Source organism: Nocardia heshunensis, from assembly GCF_054782115.1.
The window spans coordinates 875,407-888,828 of sequence record NZ_BAAGTC010000002.1; the positions used below are offsets into that span (position 1 = coordinate 875,407).

The 13,422-nt window shown below is 67.6% G+C and carries 14 protein-coding genes and 1 riboswitch; of the genes, 6 read left to right on the plus strand and 8 right to left on the minus strand.

Features of this window, described 5'->3' with window-relative positions; translation table 11 throughout:
- Positions 1-97 precede the first annotated feature (97 nt).
- The 4 genes from ACYVN4_RS04180 (at position 98) to ACYVN4_RS04195 (ending at position 4,417) form a co-directional block, all read left to right on the plus strand.
- A complete protein-coding gene (locus ACYVN4_RS04180) occupies positions 98-883 on the plus strand; it encodes an aldolase (RefSeq protein WP_460718360.1) in 786 nt (261 codons plus the stop codon).
- Positions 884-886: 3 nt separating this feature from the next.
- Positions 887-1,774, plus strand: a complete 888-nt coding sequence (locus ACYVN4_RS04185; RefSeq protein WP_460717870.1) for a dihydrodipicolinate synthase family protein — start codon at positions 887-889, stop codon at positions 1,772-1,774.
- A 205-nt stretch (positions 1,775-1,979) separates the two neighbouring features.
- Entirely contained in the window at positions 1,980-3,410 is a 1,431-nt protein-coding gene (locus tag ACYVN4_RS04190) for an APC family permease (RefSeq protein WP_460717871.1), read from the plus strand.
- A 44-nt stretch (positions 3,411-3,454) separates the two neighbouring features.
- A complete protein-coding gene (locus tag ACYVN4_RS04195) occupies positions 3,455-4,417 on the plus strand; it encodes a DNA polymerase domain-containing protein (protein ID WP_460717872.1) in 963 nt (320 codons plus the stop codon).
- A gap of 3 nt (positions 4,418-4,420) precedes the next feature.
- On the opposite strand, the gene ACYVN4_RS04200 is transcribed toward ACYVN4_RS04195, so the two are convergent.
- The 3 genes from ACYVN4_RS04200 to ACYVN4_RS04210 are packed head-to-tail and all read right to left on the minus strand — an operon-like array spanning position 4,421 to position 8,187.
- On the minus strand, positions 4,421-5,707 hold the full coding sequence (locus ACYVN4_RS04200) for an ABC transporter ATP-binding protein (protein WP_460717873.1): 1,287 nt from the start codon (positions 5,705-5,707) through the stop codon (positions 4,421-4,423).
- Between the two features lie 13 nt (positions 5,708-5,720).
- Positions 5,721-7,478: an ABC transporter permease gene (locus ACYVN4_RS04205; protein ID WP_460717874.1), complete on the minus strand. Its 1,758-nt coding sequence runs from the start codon at positions 7,476-7,478 to the stop codon at positions 5,721-5,723.
- Between the two features lie 10 nt (positions 7,479-7,488).
- Positions 7,489-8,187, minus strand: coding sequence for a hypothetical protein (locus ACYVN4_RS04210; RefSeq protein WP_460717875.1), 699 nt, complete (start codon positions 8,185-8,187; stop codon positions 7,489-7,491).
- A 360-nt stretch (positions 8,188-8,547) separates the two neighbouring features.
- Positions 8,548-8,721, minus strand: a riboswitch (M-box (ykoK) riboswitch).
- Between the two features lie 97 nt (positions 8,722-8,818).
- Here ACYVN4_RS04210 and ACYVN4_RS04215 point away from each other — a divergent pair.
- Both ACYVN4_RS04215 and ACYVN4_RS04220 read left to right on the plus strand, forming a co-directional pair.
- Positions 8,819-9,352, plus strand: coding sequence for a DUF3558 family protein (locus ACYVN4_RS04215; protein ID WP_460718361.1), 534 nt, complete (start codon positions 8,819-8,821; stop codon positions 9,350-9,352).
- Positions 9,352-9,864: a DUF3558 family protein gene (locus ACYVN4_RS04220; RefSeq protein ID WP_460717876.1), complete on the plus strand. Its 513-nt coding sequence runs from the start codon at positions 9,352-9,354 to the stop codon at positions 9,862-9,864. Before ACYVN4_RS04215 ends, ACYVN4_RS04220 begins: the two co-directional genes overlap by 1 nt.
- Positions 9,865-9,884: 20 nt before the next feature.
- On the opposite strand, the gene ACYVN4_RS04225 is transcribed toward ACYVN4_RS04220, so the two are convergent.
- The 5 genes from ACYVN4_RS04225 to ACYVN4_RS04245 form a co-directional block, all read right to left on the minus strand.
- Positions 9,885-10,076 (minus strand): hypothetical protein, encoded by a 192-nt coding sequence (locus ACYVN4_RS04225; protein WP_379361225.1) that lies wholly within the window; start codon positions 10,074-10,076, stop codon positions 9,885-9,887.
- Positions 10,077-10,298: 222 nt separating this feature from the next.
- Positions 10,299-11,291, minus strand: a complete 993-nt coding sequence (locus ACYVN4_RS04230) for an AraC family transcriptional regulator (protein WP_460717877.1) — start codon at positions 11,289-11,291, stop codon at positions 10,299-10,301.
- On the minus strand, positions 11,288-12,187 hold the full coding sequence (locus ACYVN4_RS04235) for an AraC family transcriptional regulator ligand-binding domain-containing protein (RefSeq protein ID WP_460717878.1): 900 nt from the start codon (positions 12,185-12,187) through the stop codon (positions 11,288-11,290). Before ACYVN4_RS04235 ends, ACYVN4_RS04230 begins: the two co-directional genes overlap by 4 nt.
- The gene (locus tag ACYVN4_RS04240) at positions 12,184-13,098 is read right to left on the minus strand and encodes an AraC family transcriptional regulator ligand-binding domain-containing protein (RefSeq protein WP_460717879.1); all 915 of its coding nucleotides are present in this window, start codon (positions 13,096-13,098) and stop codon (positions 12,184-12,186) included. Before ACYVN4_RS04240 ends, ACYVN4_RS04235 begins: the two co-directional genes overlap by 4 nt.
- A 117-nt stretch (positions 13,099-13,215) precedes the next feature.
- Positions 13,216-13,407, minus strand: a complete 192-nt coding sequence (locus ACYVN4_RS04245; RefSeq protein WP_460717881.1) for a hypothetical protein — start codon at positions 13,405-13,407, stop codon at positions 13,216-13,218.
- Positions 13,408-13,422 lie beyond the last annotated feature (15 nt).

Below are 13,422 nucleotides of genomic sequence, written 5' to 3' on the forward strand. Positions count from 1 at the left end.
GGGGTTGCGCGTGAGGAAACCTAGAGTATCTTGATGACACAAGGTGTCATATGGTGCACACGGTTTCTTGGAGGGAGTTCCGCTCTTGGCGACGACGATGAACCTGGGCAAGCCGGAATTGATGGCGGCCGCCGAACGCGCCATGCGCACGGAGATCCCGGCCGGGACCTGGACCGATCGGCAGAAGATCGCCCTGACCTGCCGCGCGCTGTCCGATGCCGGACACGATTCGGGACTGGCCGGGCAGATCTCGGCACGCGCGACCGCGCCCGGTACGTTCCTCACGCAGCGGCTGGGCCTGGGCTTCGACGAGATCACCGACGCGAACCTGCTGCTGGTCGACGAGGACCTGACCGTGCTCGAGGGCGGCGGTATGGCCAACCCGGCCAATCGCTTCCACAGCTGGATCTACCGTGCCCGGCCCGACGTCAACTGCATCGTGCACACCCATTCGCTGCATGTCGCGGCGCTGTCGATGCTCGAAGTGCCGCTGCAGGTCTCGCAGATGGATCTCGCGCCGCTCTACGACGACTGCGCCTTCCTGGCCGACTGGCCCGGCGTGCCGGTCGGCAACGAGGAGGGGGAGATCATCTCCGCGGCGCTGGGCGACAAGCGGGCCATTCTGCTCGCCCATCACGGGCAACTGGTCGTCGGTGCGACCATCGAGGAGGCGTGCTCGCTGGCGCATCTCATCGAGCGCGCCGCGCACCTGCAACTGCTCGCCATGGCGGCGGGCGAGATCAAGCCGCTGCCTCCACGTCTGGCGCAGGAAGCCCACGACTGGACGTTGCGGCCCAAACGTAGCGAGGCCAATTTCGCCTACTACGCGCGTCGGGTGCTCCGGCGTCATCCAGATGTGTTCGAGCTCGACAATTCGGAGTGAGCAATGCCTGCAACTGTTTCTGGAATCGTGGCCTACCCGGTGACGCCGTTCACGGCCGACGGGAACAAGATCGATACCGCCGCCCTGCACATCCTCATCGATCGGATGATCGACGCCGGGGTGGACGCCCTCGCCCCGCTCGGTAGCACAGGGGAGAGCGCCTACCTCGACGATGACGAATGGACCACCGTCGCAAGCGAATCCATCGAACGCGCCGCCGGGCGGGTGCCGACCGTGGTCGGGGTTTCCGAGGTCACCACGGCGGGCACCATCAAGCGGGCCCGGATTGCGGAGAGCCGTGGCGCGGACGCGATCATGGTGCTGCCCATCTCGTACTGGCGGCTCACGGAACGCGAACTGCGGCAGCACTTCACCGCCGTCGCCGAGTCGGTGGGCATCCCGGTGATGGCCTACAACAATCCGGGCACCACCGGCATCGACATGCCGCCGGAGTTCCTGGTCGAGTTGGTCACCGCGGTAGACAACATCACCATGATCAAGGAATCGACCGGCGATATCGGGCGCATGCACCGGATCGCCGAGTTGACCGGCGGGACGGTGCCGTTCTTCAACGGCAGTAATCCGCTGGCGCGCAAGGCCTTCCAGGCCGGGGCGGCCGGTTGGTGCACGGCGGCGCCGTGTCTGGTGCCCGAGCAGGTGGTGGCGTTCTGGAAGCTGCTGCTCGACAACGAGATCGAGCAGGCCGACCAGCTGTTCGCGCGGCTGGAACCGCTACTGCGGCTGCTGGTTTCGCGTCCGCTCCCTGCGACGGTGAAGGCGGGGCTGCGCTCGCTCGGTTTCGAGGCCGGTGATCCCCGGCCGCCGCTGTTGGCGCTGGAGGCCGCGGTCGTGGACGAACTGGAGATATTGATCGAGGCTGTGCGCGACTGATTTTTGATCAAGAATATCGAATATCCGCCGGTGTGAATTCCATTCACATGGGCGGATATTCGGCGTGTTCGTCGAGAATTGAATATTCTGTTTATCGGGTGAGATCCTATTAATCACTCCTTAACGGTGCGCAGCCCGCCGGAAATGCGATATCCCCACACTCATGGGTGTCAGAAATTCCGGGGGCGAATAAGGAAGCACCGCAATGAGTTACACAGAATTCGAACCGGCCGCCACCACCTCGACGACACCGCCCGCCACCGGACTGCGCAGCGGCGTACTCGGTTTCCCCGCGCTGCTGGCGCAGTCGGTGGCCCTGATCTCACCGACCATGACCGCCGCGCTCATCATCCCGCTGGCCTTCTCCTCGGCCGGTTCCGGCACCTGGATGGCCTACCTGTTCGGCACCGGGATGCTGCTGTTCGTGGCCTTCAACCTCAATCAGTTCGCCCGCCGCTCCACGTCTCCGGGCTCGATGTACGCCTATGTCGGGCGCGGCCTCGGACCGATCAGCGGGGTGCTGTCGGGCTGGGCGCTGCTGTGGTGTTATCTGTTCATCGGCATTGCCGGAATGACCGGGTTCACCATATTCAGCCGGGAAGTGCTGGGCCTGCTGGGAATTCACGCGAATATTCCGTCGGTCGTCTTCTTCGCGGTGCTCGGCGTCATCGCGTGGGCGCTGGCGGTGAAGGATGTCCGGCTGTCCTCGATGCTCACGCTGGTGCTCGAAGGCATTTCCGTGGTCTGCATTCTCGCGCTGGCCGTCGTGGTGGTGTTCGCGCACGGCATTCATATCGACACCGATCAGCTGTCGCTGCACGGGACTTCGGCGCGCGGCATGAGCCTGGCCGTGGTCGCCTGCATCTTCAGCCTGGTGGGTTTCGAGAGCGCGACCGCGATGGGCGGTGAGGCGCGAGATCCCTTGCGCAGCATCCCGCGAGCGGTGGTGTGGAGCCTGGTCATCGCCGGACTGTTCTTCGTGGTGATGAGCTACGTCGAGGTGTACGGCACCCGCGATTCCAGCGCCACCCTCGACACCCTGGCCATGCCGCTGAACACCCTCGCCGACCTCGACAATGTGGGCTTCTTCAAACTGCCCATCGACCTCGGCGCGATGATCAGCTTCTTCGCCCTGTCGCTGTCGTGCCTGAATGCCGGTGCGCGACTGCTCTATCCGATGGCTCGGCACTCGGTGTTCCCGGCGGCGCTGGGAAAGGTGCACGCTGCCAATGCGACTCCGTCGATCGCCCTCACCGCCTACATCCTGTTGATGATGGCGGTACCCGCGTTCTGGTCGGCGGGCACCGACACCCTCACCATCTTCAATGACGCGGGCACGCTGGCGGCCTTCGGCTTCCTGCTGGTCTACTTCATGGTCGTGGTGGCCGCGCCGGTGTACCTGCGCAAGCTCGGCGCACTCTCCCGCCGGGCCGTCGTGATCGCGGTGGCAGGCTTCGTGTTCCTCCTGGTCCCCGCCGTCGGCAGCTTCTACCCGCTGCCCCCGTGGCCGGTCGACCTGTTCCCCTACATCTTCCTGGCCTACCTGGTGATCGGCGGCGGTTGGCTCTGGCTGGCCGCCCGGCGGCGTCCCGGAATCCTGGCCGAGATCGAGTCCGACCTCGAATCTCCACGCTGACGCGGGTGGTTGACGACGGCACTGTCGGGGCGCATGGTGGGCCGATGGGCGATGACGTGCGGGCCGGACTGAAGTTCTCCAGTCTCGACAGTCCGTTGTTCGACGGGGCCGAGGCCACCAAGGGCGAGTTGATCGACTACCTCGAGGCGGTCGGGGAGCGGATGGTGCCGGTGCTGCGGGACCGGCCGCTGTCGGTGGTACGGGTGCGGCCGGGGCAAGAACCCTTCATGCAGAAGAACCTGCCCAAGTACACGCCGGAGTGGGTGCAGCGGGCCACGCTGTGGGCGGGCAGCTCGAAGCGGGAGATCTCCTACGCGGTGTGCGACGACGTGCGCACGCTGCTGTGGTTCGGCAATCAGCGGGCGGTCGAGTACCACGTGACCCTGCTGACGGCTGCGGGACTGGTCGACTATTCGGGCAGCCCAACGCATCTCGTGCTCGACATCGATCCCGCGCCCGAAGCCGGATTCGATCAGGTGGTCGGCGCGGCCGAGTTGATCCGCCGCGCGCTCGAGGCGGATGGGCTCGCCGGTGCGGTGAAAACCAGTGGCTCCAAAGGCGTTCACATCTTCGTGCCGGTCGTCGACGGCATCGACCTCGAGGACGCCGCGGCCGCCACCCGGGCCATTGCGGCCCGCGCCGAACGCCTGGATCCAGCCCTCGCCACCACGGCCTTCATTCGAGAAGACCGCGGCGGCAAGGTTTTCCTGGACTCCACCCGGGCCGGCGGCGCGACCGTGGTGGCCGCCTACAGTCCGCGCATCCGGCCGGGGGCGACGGTGTCGTTCCCGATCGCGTGGGCCGATCTTCCGCATATCGACCCGCGCGAGTTCACGATTCGCTCCGCCGTCAAGGAGCTCGGCGATCGAGACCCGTGGTCCGAGCTGATGCCCGCGCCCCAGGAATTGCCCGCCGACCTGATCGCCGAGGGGCACACCATTCCGGTCGCCCGCGTGCAGGCCATGCACGAGGGCAAACGCCGGGCGCGGGCCAAACGCGACGACTAGCCCTCACGTGTGCACCGGATGACGTAGGAAGAGTCGCTCATCCGCGTCGTACTCGTAGAGCTCGCCATAGCGCCCCCAGTCCACGGCGGTGCGCAGTTGCCGCCGCGCCGCATCCTGGGTGAAGTTGCGCCGCAACAGATCCAGGAAGAAGCCGTCGCGCATGCGCTGATTGTGCGCCCCGGCCAGCGCGTGATCGATGGCCGCGACCAGGGGTGCCTTGGCCCGCGCCACCCGCGCGAAAATGGCCTTGGCCGTGTCGATGTCGGCGTCGATGAACATCCGGCCGTCGACGGTGAGCTCCAGATCCCCGTCGGCGGCGGTGGCCAGGCCCAGCAGCCGCGCGGCGTCGACCAGCGGCATGATGTCGTCGAGTTCGAAGCGCAGCCCGCTGGCCAGATCGGGCAGATCCGCGCGCCCGCCGCTCATGGCGACCAGATCCAGCATGCCCGCGATGCCGTCCACGCTGGCATCGGGCAGCGGCCGATTGGTGGGGGTGGGTGTGACGGTCTCCCGATCGCCGTCGTAGGGGGAGTCGGTGAGCATCCGGTAGGCGTGGTCCACCAGGTTCTGGAACTGGGTGCTGCGCGGGTCGCGCGGCTGCTCCATGCCGATCTTGATCTCGCCCTTGATGCGTCCAGGATTGTTGTCCAGCACCAGGATTCGGTCGGCCAGCTGCACCGCCTCCTCGATATTGTGGGTGACCATCAGCATGGTCTTGGTGGGGAAGGCGGTCTCGTTCCACAGCCGCATGAGCTCGCCGCGCAGGTTCTCCGCGGTGAGTACGTCCAGCGCGGAGAACGGCTCGTCCATGAGCAGCACTTCCGGCCGCACCACCAGGGCGCGCGCGAACCCGACGCGTTGCCGCATGCCGCCGGAAAGCTCCTTGGGATAGGCGTTTTCGAAGCCGTCGAGCCCGATCATGTCGATGGCGTCGGTGACCCGCTCGTCGCGTTCGTAGGTCGGGATGCCCTGGGCACGCAGCCCGAGTTCGACGTTCTGCCGCACGGTCAGCCACGGCAGCAGCGCGAAGGTCTGAAACACCATGGCGGTGCCGGGATTCGGCTCGGTGATCTCGGTGTCGCGCAGCCGCGCCGTGCCCGCCGAGGGCTGCACCAGCCCGGCGATGATGCGCATGAGCGTGGACTTGCCGGAGCCGGATTTGCCCAGCAGCGCGACGATTTCGCCCTCGCGCAACTCCATGCGGACATCGGAGAGGACCGCCAGCTGCTCGCCGGAGGGGTTGGTGAAGTTCTTGGTGACGCGATCCACGGTGATGACGGGGGTGGACATGGCGTCCTCCTTTCTAGACGAGTGCGTAACGGGTTTCGGCGGTGCGCTGCAGGCGTCGCCAGACCACGCGGTTGATGGCCACCGTGACCACGCTCATGACGAGGGTGCCGAGCAGGACCTTGGCGAACTCGTCATTGCTGGTGGCATTGGTGATGTACGCGCCGAGCCCGAACGCCTCCAGGTGCGTGCCGCCGGAATCGACGACCTCGCCGACCAGGGTGGCGTTCCAGGCGCCGCCGAACGCGGTGATCGCGCCGACCACGTAGCCGGGGGCGATCGCGGGCAGGATCAACGACTTCCAGCGTTCCCGCCCGCGCACGCCCAGATCGTCCATGGCCTCGCGCAGATCGGTGGGAATCTGCCCGGCGGCCGCGATCACGTTGAACAGCACGTACCACTGCGCGCCCAGGGCCATCAGCACGGTGCCGCCGATATTGAGCGAGATGCCGGTGTAGGTCAGTCCCGCGACCACGAAGATGTAGAGGAACTGGGCCGGGAAGCTCGCCATGACCTGGACCACCGGCTGCGCGAACCGGCAGATGCGCGGATTCATCCCGATCCACACGCCGACCGGCACCCACACGATGGTGGAGAACACCAGCAGCACCGCCACCCGGCTGAGGCTGGCCAGACCCATCAGCGAGGCGGGCCCGAATTCGGCGAAACCGACTGTGCGCTCGAAGTATCGGGCCAGCGTCCACGCACCCCAGCCGAGGGCCGTGAACAGCACGGCGAAGAACACCACGTCCCCGGCCAGGCTGCCGCGCTTCGGCTCGAAGGGGGAGCGGGTGGCGCGCCCGAAGATCCGCATGCCGCGATCGACCGCCTCGCCGACCGGCCGCAGGCTCCCCGCGATCCGAGCGGGAATCGTGGTGCGGCGCAACAGATCCAGTACCAGGCTGCGCGGGGCCTGGGCGGCCTCGGTGTGCTCCACCCGGAACCGTTCCGACCAAGCCGTGAACGGTCGCCAGAACAGCACGTTCACCAGCACGATGGTCACGACCATGACGACCGCGCCGATCACGAGTTGACCGACCGCTGCCTGCGAGGTGGCGGCGGCGATGAACGAGCCCATGCCGGGCAGCGCCTGATCGTTGCCGGACACACTGATGATCTCCGAGGACGCCAGCATGAACCAGGCCCCGCCGAAGCTCATCATCCCGTTCCACACCATCGGGATCATGGCGGCCGGAATCTCGACCCGGGTCAGCCGCTGCCAGCGGGTCAGTCGCATCATGCGCGCCGATTCGTCCAGCTCGCGGGGCATATTGCGCAGGGCCTGGTAGTAGGCGAAGGTCATGTTCCAGGCCATCGCGGTGAAGATGGCGAAGACGCACGCCGCCTCCGCGCCGAGGTACGAGCCCGGGAACAGCGCGATGAACGCCGTCACCGTGATCGATACCAGCGCCAGCACCGGCACCGACTGCAGAATGTCGAGCAGCGGGATGAGCACCTTCTCCGCGCGCCGGGAGTGTGCGGCCCACTGGCCGACGACGAGCGTGAAGAGGATGGACGCGACCAGCCCGGCGAACATGCGCAGCGTGGTGCGGGCCGCGTAGTAGGGCAGGTTCGCGGGATCGGTGGAGACGGTGTCCGGGCTGTCACCGGGCAGCCACGGCACCGAGATGTCGCGAAAGAGCCTGACCACCAACACCGTCAGCACCACGCCCGCGGCCAGCAGCAGGTAGTCGGCGGGGCGCAGCCCGCGGCGGACCCGACGGGCCTCGGGAGTTGTCTTGGGGCTGTTGGGGATTGCGATTTCCAGAGTCATGACTGATTCCTCATTCAGCGGCGGGCGGCGCGTTCACGACATTGAAGAAGTGGATCGCCGACCCGATCAGCGCGGGCACGCCGATGAGCACGTTGAACACCACGACCCCCATGCCCGCGCGGATGACGGCCCCGGCCAGACAGCCGACGACCGCGCCCACCGGACCCGCCGCGACGGTGGTGAGCGCACCCGCGAACAGGCAGCCGAGCGGGCCACCGATGACCGCGCCCAGCAGCGTGGCCACCGCGACGGCCGCACCGATCTCGGTGTTGACGTGACCCATCGCATTGTTGAAGCGGTCCTCGGGGCTGTCGCCGTCGCTGATCGCGCGCAGGTCGAAATTTCGGACCGGCGCGGTGGCGGCCTGCTCGGTCTGGGCGCGCTCGTCGTCGGTGAGCGGCCGGGCGAGATCGGTGCGCGGCGCGAGAATGGCGGTGTTGCCGTTGATCCGGGCGTCGATCGGATACATGGAGCCCTGCTTGGCCAGCTGCAACGGGAGCGAAGTCACGACGATCCCGGCGGGGTCGAGGAGCTGCAGGCGGTCGTGCTCCACCCGCAGTGAGCCCGCGTCGGTGTGTAGTTGCACCGTGCGATCGACGATCGTGGCCCGGGCCTCGATGGCCGTGGGTTCGGCGTGCGCGGTGGCGTGCGTGGTCAGCAGGGCGACGCTGGTCAACGCGGCCAGCCCGGCGAACATACGAATTCTCATCAGGATGGTGTCCCCTCATCTGCCGCGGCCCGAGGGGTATTACGGGCAGCGGTGAATTCCGTCGCGCACGATCGTGCGGACGGCGTGATGCCAGTGGCGAAATTTCCGAATTCGATACGGAAAGAGGCATGCGAATATTGCGGAACCGCGCAGAATGCGGCACCGGAATATCGGTGGATTTACGTGCGTCGAGGCGACGCGACGTGGGTGTGCTTAGCGGCCCGCTCGCAGGCGGAGGGGCCGGTCCGGAGACTCCGGACTGTCAGAGGGCGTCATCTGGCTGCCCCGACCTCCTCAAACTGGTTGAACGCGATACGTCAGCGCACACGGGGAAGGTCGCCCGGCGAAACCGGAAAGGGACGAACACCCCTCTCGTCAGAGCTTCGGCACTGTGCGACGTATTCCGCTTTCGCGGGAAAGCCACTTTGGATAACCCCTTAATCCGGGGAAATCTGTCCTAACCTTGGGCGTCTCTCGACGTCGTCAGATCAGTGGCCTGTGTTCGTACAGGAGCCTCGCCTATCGAGGTGCGATTACGAACGTAGTTAATATCCTGTGAATTGTCAAAATTCATATTCTGCGGTGGCGCAGATCGCACGAGTCGTGGCGTTCGCCTACGCTGGTCGGCGTGATGAGAGCGGTGGGCGCGGCGGTGGGGATCGCCCTGATCGGGGTGGCCCTCGCGGGTTGCGGCGGCTCCTCGACCCAGCCGGCGGCGGCCACCACCACGAGTGCCGCGCCCAAAGCGGTAGCGCCGTCGCCGAATACGATCGGGCTCTGCGGTGGGGTGGAGGACGCCGAGGTCGGTCAGCGGACCGGGTTGAGCGATTTGCAGCGGGTATCGGTGAACCCCATGAGTTGCGTTTGGCAATCGCCGTCGAGCACCGGCCATACGGTGGTGTTTCACTGGTTCCGAGGCAGCTCATTGGAGGAGCGCCGCAGCCAGGTCACCTCGGGCAAGCCCAATACCCTTCAGGTCGGGGGCCGCTCGGGTATCTATTGGCAGGGCAGCCAGACGTGCGAGGTGGCGGTTGCCTTCGGTGACACCGATTTCATCGACTGGTCCGTGCAGGGCGGCATCCCCTGGGATGCCGCGAAGGAGCCCACCTGCCTGCCGTTGATCCTCCTGGCCGGTGACACGTTGAAGCAGGCGGGACAGGGCTGATGGCACGCTGGTATTCCCGAATCGCGGTGGCGGCGTTGCTGATCGCCACGGTGACCGGCTGCTCGCACGGCAGCAAGGAGGCCGAGGTGCGCCCGGCCACCGATCCGAATCTGCTGGCGGGCTGCGGTCCGCTGGAGGATCAGAAGCTGGCGAGCACGATCGGGGTCAGCGGTCTGAAGCGGTTGAGCGAGCCCACCATCTGCGATTGGACCGCGGTGAACGCGGGCGGTGGCGCCGTCGACCTGACCTATGCCTGGTTGCACGACGACACCCTGTCGCGCGAGGTGCAGATCGCGGGCCAATTCGGTTACCAGATCGAGCGTTTGGTCGTGCGGAACTTCGGCGGCATGTACTGGCGCGATCCGAAGGATCCGGGGAGTTGCGCGGTGACGGTGGCCGATACCGGGACCGTCACCTGGTGGGTGCACAACCGCGATCACACCGACCGGCCCGATCCCTGCTCGGCGGCGATGGCCCTCATGACCGCGGTGCTGTCCGTCGACGGCGTCTAGCGCTCCGCGTCTCGCTCGGCTCAGTGCTCCAGGAACGTGGCGACGATGTTCCAGAACATGCCCCGGTCCACGCTGTGGAAATCCCAGCTCTCGGTGAGGCTGTGGGTGGCGCTCACGATCGCCGGGATATCGAAGTCGTGCCGGGTGGCGGTGCCCTTGGCCTCCACGGCGGTGACGACGTAGGCGGTGGCGGTTTCTGCGGTGTGGGCCACGAGGAAGCTCCAATCGATTAAACCGGTCCGGGTGGGTGCTGCAACGCCGTGGCGAGCCTCGCGGCCGGCGCGTCATGGCGTTCCCGACCAGTCTTGTTTCCGGTTACGCCGCAGGGGAGTTCCGAAGACGCCAAACCGATCCGGGGCACGCCAACCTAGCTGTGTGGTTGCCGGAATACCGTACGGTAGGTGCGATTTCGGGTCTCGGGCGGGGTCGGATTCTCATGAATCATCGCGCTCCCGCCACCGGTTCACCGCCCGCCGCAGGCTCGCCGGATCCGCGTATCCGAGGAATTCCGCCTGCTGGGCGCGCGAAAGGTGTTCCGCCCGGCGCAATCTGCGGCGGCGGGCGCGATCGACCTCGCGCCGCCAGGTGGTGCCGGCGTCGGCCAGGCGCCGCTGCAATGATCTTGGTGATGTCAGCAGCCGCCGCGCTACCGACTCCAGCGTGGCCGGACCCTCCTCCAGCGCCGCATCGATCGCCTCGCCGAGTTGATCGAGCCAGCTCACCCCGAACTCGGGCGTGGTGGGCAGGGTGGCCGCGTAGGACAGCAGCACGGCCGTCAACTCCGGATCGGCCGACTTCATCGGCAGCGCCAGATCCGCCGCCCGCAGCGTCACGGTGTCGGCGGTGCAGCCGAAATCGATTGCGCGGGTGCCGAACAAGCTGACGAACCGGCTGTGATCCGCCGGTGCGGGCTGCCGAAAACTCACCTGCGACGGCACCACGGGGCAGCGGGTGGCCGCGCGACCCCGGCCCAGCACCAAGGCGAAACAGCACTGCACCAACAACTCTCGGCCGCGGCAGTCGTCCACCGCGGACCGTACCTCGTAGCGGACCTCGTGCTCGGTGCGCTCGGCGATCCGGAATTGGTAACTCGTTGTGAGACTGCCGGTATGGCGCGTGCATGCCTCCAGCGCCGAGCCCAAGGTGTCCGCCGACAGGAACAGGTACTCGAGCAGTCCGAACTCGCCGGGCGTGCTCTCTTCCGAGACCCGCAGCGCGATATCGGGATCGCCGGACTCCTGTTCGATCAGCTCCCACACCCGCAGGCAGTAGCGCGACGACACCCGGTCGCCCTCCCCGCCCTCACGCCAGGCGGGCACCCCCGCCAGCCGGGCGATGCGATCGGCGTCGAGCCCCGCTCGGGCGGCCCGCTCCAGCGCGAAGCGGGCCATGAGAATGCTGTCGTGACAATCGGATCGGCTGCTCACGACGACCCGTCACCACGCCGCATGCGGGCGCTCGCCAACTCCCGGTGCCAGCCGGTCCCCGCCGCCGCCAGCCGCCGCTGCAGCGTGCGCGCACTGGTGTTCAGGCGCCGGGCCATCTCGTTCAAGGTCACCGGGTTCGGCGCCAGCGCCTCGGGCCGCACCGAATCCAGCTCGGCGGCTACGAGATCGGCCCAGGCGCGGGCGGGCGGTTCGGGCAGGACGGTCGCCCGGGCGCCGCGGCGCAGCACCGCGGCCAATCCCGGATTCGCGCTGTGCTGCTGCCGGTCCAGGTCGGTGCGATGCAGCGTCAACGAATTGGCCTCGGCCCCGAATTCGATGGTGCCGGTGCCGAAGAACTCGAGGAACGGCGCATGGTGGCGTGGCGCGCGCTGGCGGAGAGTGATCGCCGCGGGCACGATGGCGGCCTGCGCGCCGAATCTGGCGCGGGCGGTGAGGAAGGCGAAGCTGGCCTGCGCCGCCAGTTCCGCACCGCGGCTGTCGGCGTCGGTCGCGGTGTCGGTGGTCAGGGTGAGGTGCCGGTCCGTCTCGGCCGCTACCTGCAGCCGCCGGGCACTGCTCATCCGCGAACCGAATTCCCCTGCGGCGCGTAATCCTTCGCCGACGGTCGTGGCGGTGGACAGCAGATAATCCGTCATCCCCAGTTCTCCCATTCCATATCGGCGGGCCGCCAGCAGTCCCACGTGGGACGAGCCCATGCGCCGCTCGAACAATTCCCACAGCCGCGGATAGCATTGGCCCGGAAGGCTTCCCGCCGGCCCGTCCAGCGCGCCGACCCCGACCCCGGCCGCCCGCGCCAACTCCAGCGGATCCACTCCCATCGCCCGCGCCCGCCGCAACACGAACCGGGCCAGCAGCGCACTGTCCGAGCCGGTCATAGTGCTTCTTTCCGCTGTGCGGCAGCAGGATCGGGGTGTTCCAGGTGGCGTTTGCGGGCGCGGTCGACCTCGAGACTCCAGGTGGTGCCGGATTCGGCGAGACGGCGTTGCAGGGTGCGGGGGCTGGTGTAGAGGCGGCGGGCGACCTCCTCGAGCAGCGGGTCGGAGGCGTCGAGCACCTCGGCCAGGGCGTCGGCCACCCGGTCGGGCCATTCGGTGGCGCGCGGGGGCGGCGGGGGGAGCGCGGCGGCGTGGCGGCGTAGCACGGCCGCCAGCATCGGGTCCGCGGTGATGTGGGGCAACTCGAGATCGGCGACGCGGTAGGTGACACTGTTGCGGGAGGCGCCGAATTCCAGATCGGCGGTGCCGAAGTAGTCGACGAAGGCGTCGTGGGAGCGCGGGGCCCGCTGCTGGAAGGTCATGCGCACGGGATCGATTCCGCGACCGGTCATCTGGCGGATGCGCGAGACCACCAGGCCCAGTCCGGACTGCACGCTCAGCTCCCGCCCCAGGCCCTCGGCATTGATCATGTGCAGATCGAAGGAGGACTCCCGCTCGGTCTGCACGCCCGGCTCGAAGCGGAAGTTGGTGCTCACCGCGCCGATGTAGGGGTTGATGGCCGAGAGCCCCTCGTGCAGCGTCTCGGCGGTCGAGATCAGATAGTCGAAGAGGCCGAACTCACCGAGCCGGTATTCCCCGAGCACCCGCAACGTCGCGTCCGGATCGCCGGTTTCGTGGGTGAGCAGCTCCCACAGCCGCGGATAGATGTTGCTGGCCACCCGCGCGGTGCCCGCGGCCGTCAGCCAGTCCGGCAGCCCGGCCTGGCGGGCCAGCCGCTGCGGATCGATACCTGCCCCGGCCGCGTGGCGCAGGACGAACCGGGGCAGCGAGACGGTATCGGAGGTGTGCATACGCCAATGGTGCGGGGAATTCCCGGCCGGAAACCGGGAATTCGCCGAACTGTGAGGCAGCCCGCTCGACCATGGTCATCGGGCGCGCAGGAAGGTTGCCGTCCGGTTGTCGGGCGCTCAGGCGCGGATGTACGAAGCCGCGATGCCCCAGAACCGTCGGGGATCCAGCGCCTGGAAATCCCATGTCTGCGTGAGGCTGTGCGTGGTGGTGACGATGCCGGGAATGTCGAAGTCCTCGCGGGTCGCCGTGCCCTTGGCCTCCAGGGCGGCGATGACGTAGGCGGTCGCGGTTTCCACGGTGTGGGACACGGGAGCTCCGATCTG

Bases quoted from the DNA above. Each gene is read 5' to 3' on its own strand.
- ACYVN4_RS04180 (WP_460718360.1), top strand. From the start codon at position 98: ATGAACCTGGGCAAGCCGGAATTGATGGCGGCCGCCGAACGCGCCATG.
- ACYVN4_RS04185 (WP_460717870.1), top strand. From the start codon at position 887: ATGCCTGCAACTGTTTCTGGAATCGTGGCCTACCCGGTGACGCCGTTC.
- ACYVN4_RS04190 (WP_460717871.1), top strand. From the start codon at position 1,980: ATGAGTTACACAGAATTCGAACCGGCCGCCACCACCTCGACGACACCG.
- ACYVN4_RS04195 (WP_460717872.1), top strand. From the start codon at position 3,455: ATGGGCGATGACGTGCGGGCCGGACTGAAGTTCTCCAGTCTCGACAGT.
- ACYVN4_RS04200 (WP_460717873.1), bottom strand. From the start codon at position 5,707: ATGTCCACCCCCGTCATCACCGTGGATCGCGTCACCAAGAACTTCACC.
- ACYVN4_RS04205 (WP_460717874.1), bottom strand. From the start codon at position 7,478: ATGACTCTGGAAATCGCAATCCCCAACAGCCCCAAGACAACTCCCGAG.
- ACYVN4_RS04210 (WP_460717875.1), bottom strand. From the start codon at position 8,187: ATGAGAATTCGTATGTTCGCCGGGCTGGCCGCGTTGACCAGCGTCGCC.
- ACYVN4_RS04215 (WP_460718361.1), top strand. From the start codon at position 8,819: ATGAGAGCGGTGGGCGCGGCGGTGGGGATCGCCCTGATCGGGGTGGCC.
- ACYVN4_RS04220 (WP_460717876.1), top strand. From the start codon at position 9,352: ATGGCACGCTGGTATTCCCGAATCGCGGTGGCGGCGTTGCTGATCGCC.
- ACYVN4_RS04235 (WP_460717878.1), bottom strand. From the start codon at position 12,187: ATGACCGGCTCGGACAGTGCGCTGCTGGCCCGGTTCGTGTTGCGGCGG.
- ACYVN4_RS04240 (WP_460717879.1), bottom strand. From the start codon at position 13,098: ATGCACACCTCCGATACCGTCTCGCTGCCCCGGTTCGTCCTGCGCCAC.